We start from the raw sequence: 3,295 nt of genomic DNA, 5'->3' as shown, positions 1-3,295 counted from the left end.
GTTTGACACCGCCCGCGATCTGGTGCCGGCGCCGGTTCTGAAGCCCGCGAAGGGCAAGACCCGAGACGGCGTGATCTATTTCGGTTCCACCGCGCCTGCGATGCATGAGGCGCTGGAGATGCTTGAGGGCGAGGGGCGGAGGCTGGATGCGTTGCGTGTCCGCGGCTTCCCGTTCGCGCAGAGCGTTTTCGATTTCGTGGCGGCGCACGACCGGGTGTTCGTGGTGGAGCAGAACCGTGACGCGCAACTACGAACGCTATTGATGACCGAGGGCGATATCGATCCCGCGAAACTGATCGCCGTGCTGCACTATGACGGCACGCCGATCACCGCGCGGTTCATCGCCGGCGCGGTCGGCCGTGCGCTCTCAGCGGCGCATGCGGAGGCGGCGGAATGACCTACATCCTGAAACCCCAGCTGCATCATCCCAAGCTGCCGACCAACAGCCTGGGCTATACGCGCCGCGATTACGAAGGCTCGGTCTCGACGCTTTGCGCCGGGTGCGGACACGACTCGATCTCGGCGGCCATCATCCAGGCGGCGTTCGAGCTGGAACTGCCGCCGCATCGAGTGGCCAAGCTCTCGGGGATCGGTTGCTCGTCGAAGACTCCGGACTATTTCCTGGGCAATTCCCACGGCTTTAACACCGTGCACGGCCGCATGCCTTCAGTGCTGACCGGCGCCAACCTTGCCAACCGGGACTTGATCTATCTCGGCGTCTCGGGCGACGGGGATTCCGCCTCCATCGGCCTCGGCCAGTTCGCCCACGCCATCCGGCGCGGCGTGAACATGCTCTACATCGTCGAGAACAACGGTGTGTATGGCCTGACCAAGGGCCAGTTCTCGGCCACCTCGGATCGCGGCTCGAAGTCGAAGAAGGGCGTGGTCAACACCGACGCCGGGATCGACATGGTCAGCCTGGCGCTGCAGATGGGCGCGACCTTCGTGGCCCGCAGCTTCTCGGGCGACAAGGACCAGCTGGTGCCGCTGATCAAGGCAGGACTGGCGCACAAGGGCGCGGCGTTCATCGACTGCATCAGCCCCTGCGTGCAGTTCAACAACCATGTGGGATCGACCAAGAGCTTCGACTATGTGCGCGAGCACAACGAGGCGGTGAACGAGCTCGACGTGATCATGCCGCGCGACGAGATCAAGGTCGACTACAAGCCTGGCGAGACCGTGCGCGTCCAGCAGCACGACGGTTCGATCCTCTCGCTGCACAAGCTGAACGAGCTCTACAACCCCAACAGCCGCGCCCAGGCGCTTGGTTATCTCCAGGCGCGGCAGGCTCGCGGCCAGATCGTCACCGGCCTTCTGTTCGTCGATCCCGACGCGGGGGACCTGCATGACGCGGTTGGGACGATCGAGACCCCGCTGAATCAGCTGAACGAAGCTGAGCTCGTGCCCGGCGCGGCGGCGCTGGCGCGGATTAATGAGGCGTTGCGCTAGAGCCGCAGCGGGGCAACCTCAAGGGCGCTTGGTATTGGTTTTCCGCCAGTACCCAAAGGCGGTGTGGACGATCGTCGAAGCGACCACCGCGGTGAGAAGGCTGGCCGCGATGACCGCCGCAATGGCGGCGCCCGGCTGGTCGCTGCGCTCCGCGACCCAAACCGCCAGAAGGCCCCAGATGATCGGGAGCGGGTAGGCGATGCGACCGAGGCGCCTAAACACCAAGAGCGCCACGACGGCCACGACCGCGATGCCGGAGATGGCGGCGGGAAGGGCGTTTGCGGGCCCGATGAGGCCATCCGCCGTGGCGACGGTGAGGATGTTGAGCGCCGAGGCGATGGTCAGCCAGCCGGCCAGCAGGCCGAGCGGCCAGTCGGTCCAGGGGCCTCGGCCATGGCCCAGGGCGCGGATCGCCATCCAGGCCGAGCCGACGATGATGGCGACGCTGGTCCAGCGGAGATCGAACGAGGAGGCCCAGATCCAGAGGCCGATGCCGGCCAGGGCCATGGCGGCGGGCGCGCGGACTTGGGTGAGGTGTGGATCGTTGCGTTGGGCCGGTAGCGCCTGCCATATCGTGAAGGCGATGAGCGCGAGGTAGATCACGCTCCAGATCGAGAAGGCATAGCCCTCGGCGCGCAGCGTGCTGTCGCCCTGGCCGGCGAACTCCTGAGCGGAGAGGCCGATCCCCAGTCCCGCCTGGAGCGCCGGCGAGGCGATGGCGATCAGCAGACCGACGAGAACGGCGAGTTGTGCGGGGGAGGGCATGGCTCAGATATGGGCGCTCGCGACCTCTCCCACCACAACCGCTTCTTCGCCGGCCGCCGTCAAGCCGCTCAAGACGGCGCCGGCGTCCTCCGGCGCGACCACCAGTACGAGACCAAGGCCGCAGTTAAAGGTGCGCCGCATCTCGGCCTCGGCGACGCCGCCTTCCTGGGCCAGCCAGCCGAAGACCGGCGGAGGGGTCCAGGCGGCCCAGTCGAAGCGAGGCGCGAGGCCGTCGGCCAGACAGCGTGGCGGATTCTCGATCAGGCCGCCCCCGGTGATGTGGGCCAGCCCCTTCACATGGCCGGCCTTGAGGAGCGGCAGGACGCTCTTGATGTAGATGCGCGTGGGCTCAAGTAGGGCGCGGGCGAGGGTCTGGCCGGGCGCCCAGGGGCAGGGGGCGTCCCAGGCGAGGTCGGTGCGCGCGACGATCCGACGGATCAAGGAATAGCCGTTGGAGTGCGGGCCCGACGAGCTCAGGCCAATCATCAGGTCGCCGGGCCGCTGTTCGTCGAGCCTCGGCAACACCTTGTCTCGATCCACCGCGCCGACGCAGAAGCCGGCCATGTCATAGTCGCCTTCTGAATACATGCCGGGCATCTCGGCGGTTTCCCCGCCCACGAGGGCGCAGCCGGCCTGACGGCAGCCCTCGGCGATTCCGGCGACCACGGCGGCTGCGGCCTCTACGTCGAGTTTGCCCGTGGCGTAGTAGTCCAGGAACATCAGCGGCTCGGCGCCCTGGGCGAGCAGGTCATTGACGCACATGCCGACCAGATCGATGCCTACCGTGTCGTGGATGCCCGTCTCGATGGCCAGCTTGAGCTTGGTGCCGACGCCATCGGTGGTGGTGACCAGCAGCGGATCGGCATAGCCGGCGGCGCGGAGATCGAATAGGGCGCCGAATCCGCCCAGCGAGGGCTCGGAGCCTGCGCGTCGGGTGGATTTCGCCAGCGGCTTGATGCGTTCGACCAAGGCGTTCCCTGCGTCGATATCGACGCCGGCCTGGGCATAGGTGAGACCGTTCGGCCGCTCGGACATTTACGAACCCTTTTGAGGCGTGCAGAGAGACGCGCCATGCGGCCCC

At 67.1% G+C, this 3,295-nt stretch carries 3 protein-coding genes and 1 pseudogene; 2 read left to right on the top strand and 2 right to left on the bottom strand.

Translation table 11 applies throughout. The features are described from left to right. Both ACIQ3R_RS16620 and ACIQ3R_RS16615 read left to right on the top strand, forming a co-directional pair. Positions 1–397 (top strand): annotated as a pseudogene (locus ACIQ3R_RS16620) (2-oxoacid:acceptor oxidoreductase subunit alpha); the annotation flags it as partial. Next, the gene (locus tag ACIQ3R_RS16615; protein ID WP_397419966.1) at positions 394–1,449 is read left to right on the top strand and encodes a 2-oxoacid:ferredoxin oxidoreductase subunit beta; all 1,056 of its coding nucleotides are present in this window, start codon (positions 394–396) and stop codon (positions 1,447–1,449) included. The pseudogene ACIQ3R_RS16620 and the gene ACIQ3R_RS16615, both read left to right, overlap by 4 nt. A gap of 18 nt (positions 1,450–1,467) precedes the next feature. On the opposite strand, the gene ACIQ3R_RS16610 is transcribed toward ACIQ3R_RS16615, so the two are convergent. Both ACIQ3R_RS16610 and purM read right to left on the bottom strand, forming a co-directional pair. Next, entirely contained in the window at positions 1,468–2,214 is a 747-nt protein-coding gene (locus tag ACIQ3R_RS16610; RefSeq protein WP_397419965.1) for a hypothetical protein, read from the bottom strand. 3 nt (positions 2,215–2,217) lie between these two features. Continuing rightward, a complete protein-coding gene (gene purM, locus ACIQ3R_RS16605) occupies positions 2,218–3,249 on the bottom strand; it encodes a phosphoribosylformylglycinamidine cyclo-ligase (RefSeq protein ID WP_397419964.1) in 1,032 nt (343 codons plus the stop codon). Between the last annotated feature and the right edge of the window lie 46 nt (positions 3,250–3,295).

The organism is Phenylobacterium sp. (assembly GCF_044371015.1).
Taxonomy (GTDB): domain Bacteria; phylum Pseudomonadota; class Alphaproteobacteria; order Caulobacterales; family Caulobacteraceae; genus Phenylobacterium.
Note: the sequence above shows the minus strand (reverse complement) of the source record. Positions and strands in the feature narration are given on the sequence as shown.

Excerpts from the sequence above, each read along its gene's own strand:
- purM (WP_397419964.1), bottom strand. The coding sequence starts at position 3,249 with ATGTCCGAGCGGCCGAACGGTCTCACCTATGCCCAGGCCGGCGTCGAT.
- ACIQ3R_RS16615 (WP_397419966.1), top strand. The coding sequence starts at position 394 with ATGACCTACATCCTGAAACCCCAGCTGCATCATCCCAAGCTGCCGACC.
- ACIQ3R_RS16610 (WP_397419965.1), bottom strand. The coding sequence starts at position 2,214 with ATGCCCTCCCCCGCACAACTCGCCGTTCTCGTCGGTCTGCTGATCGCC.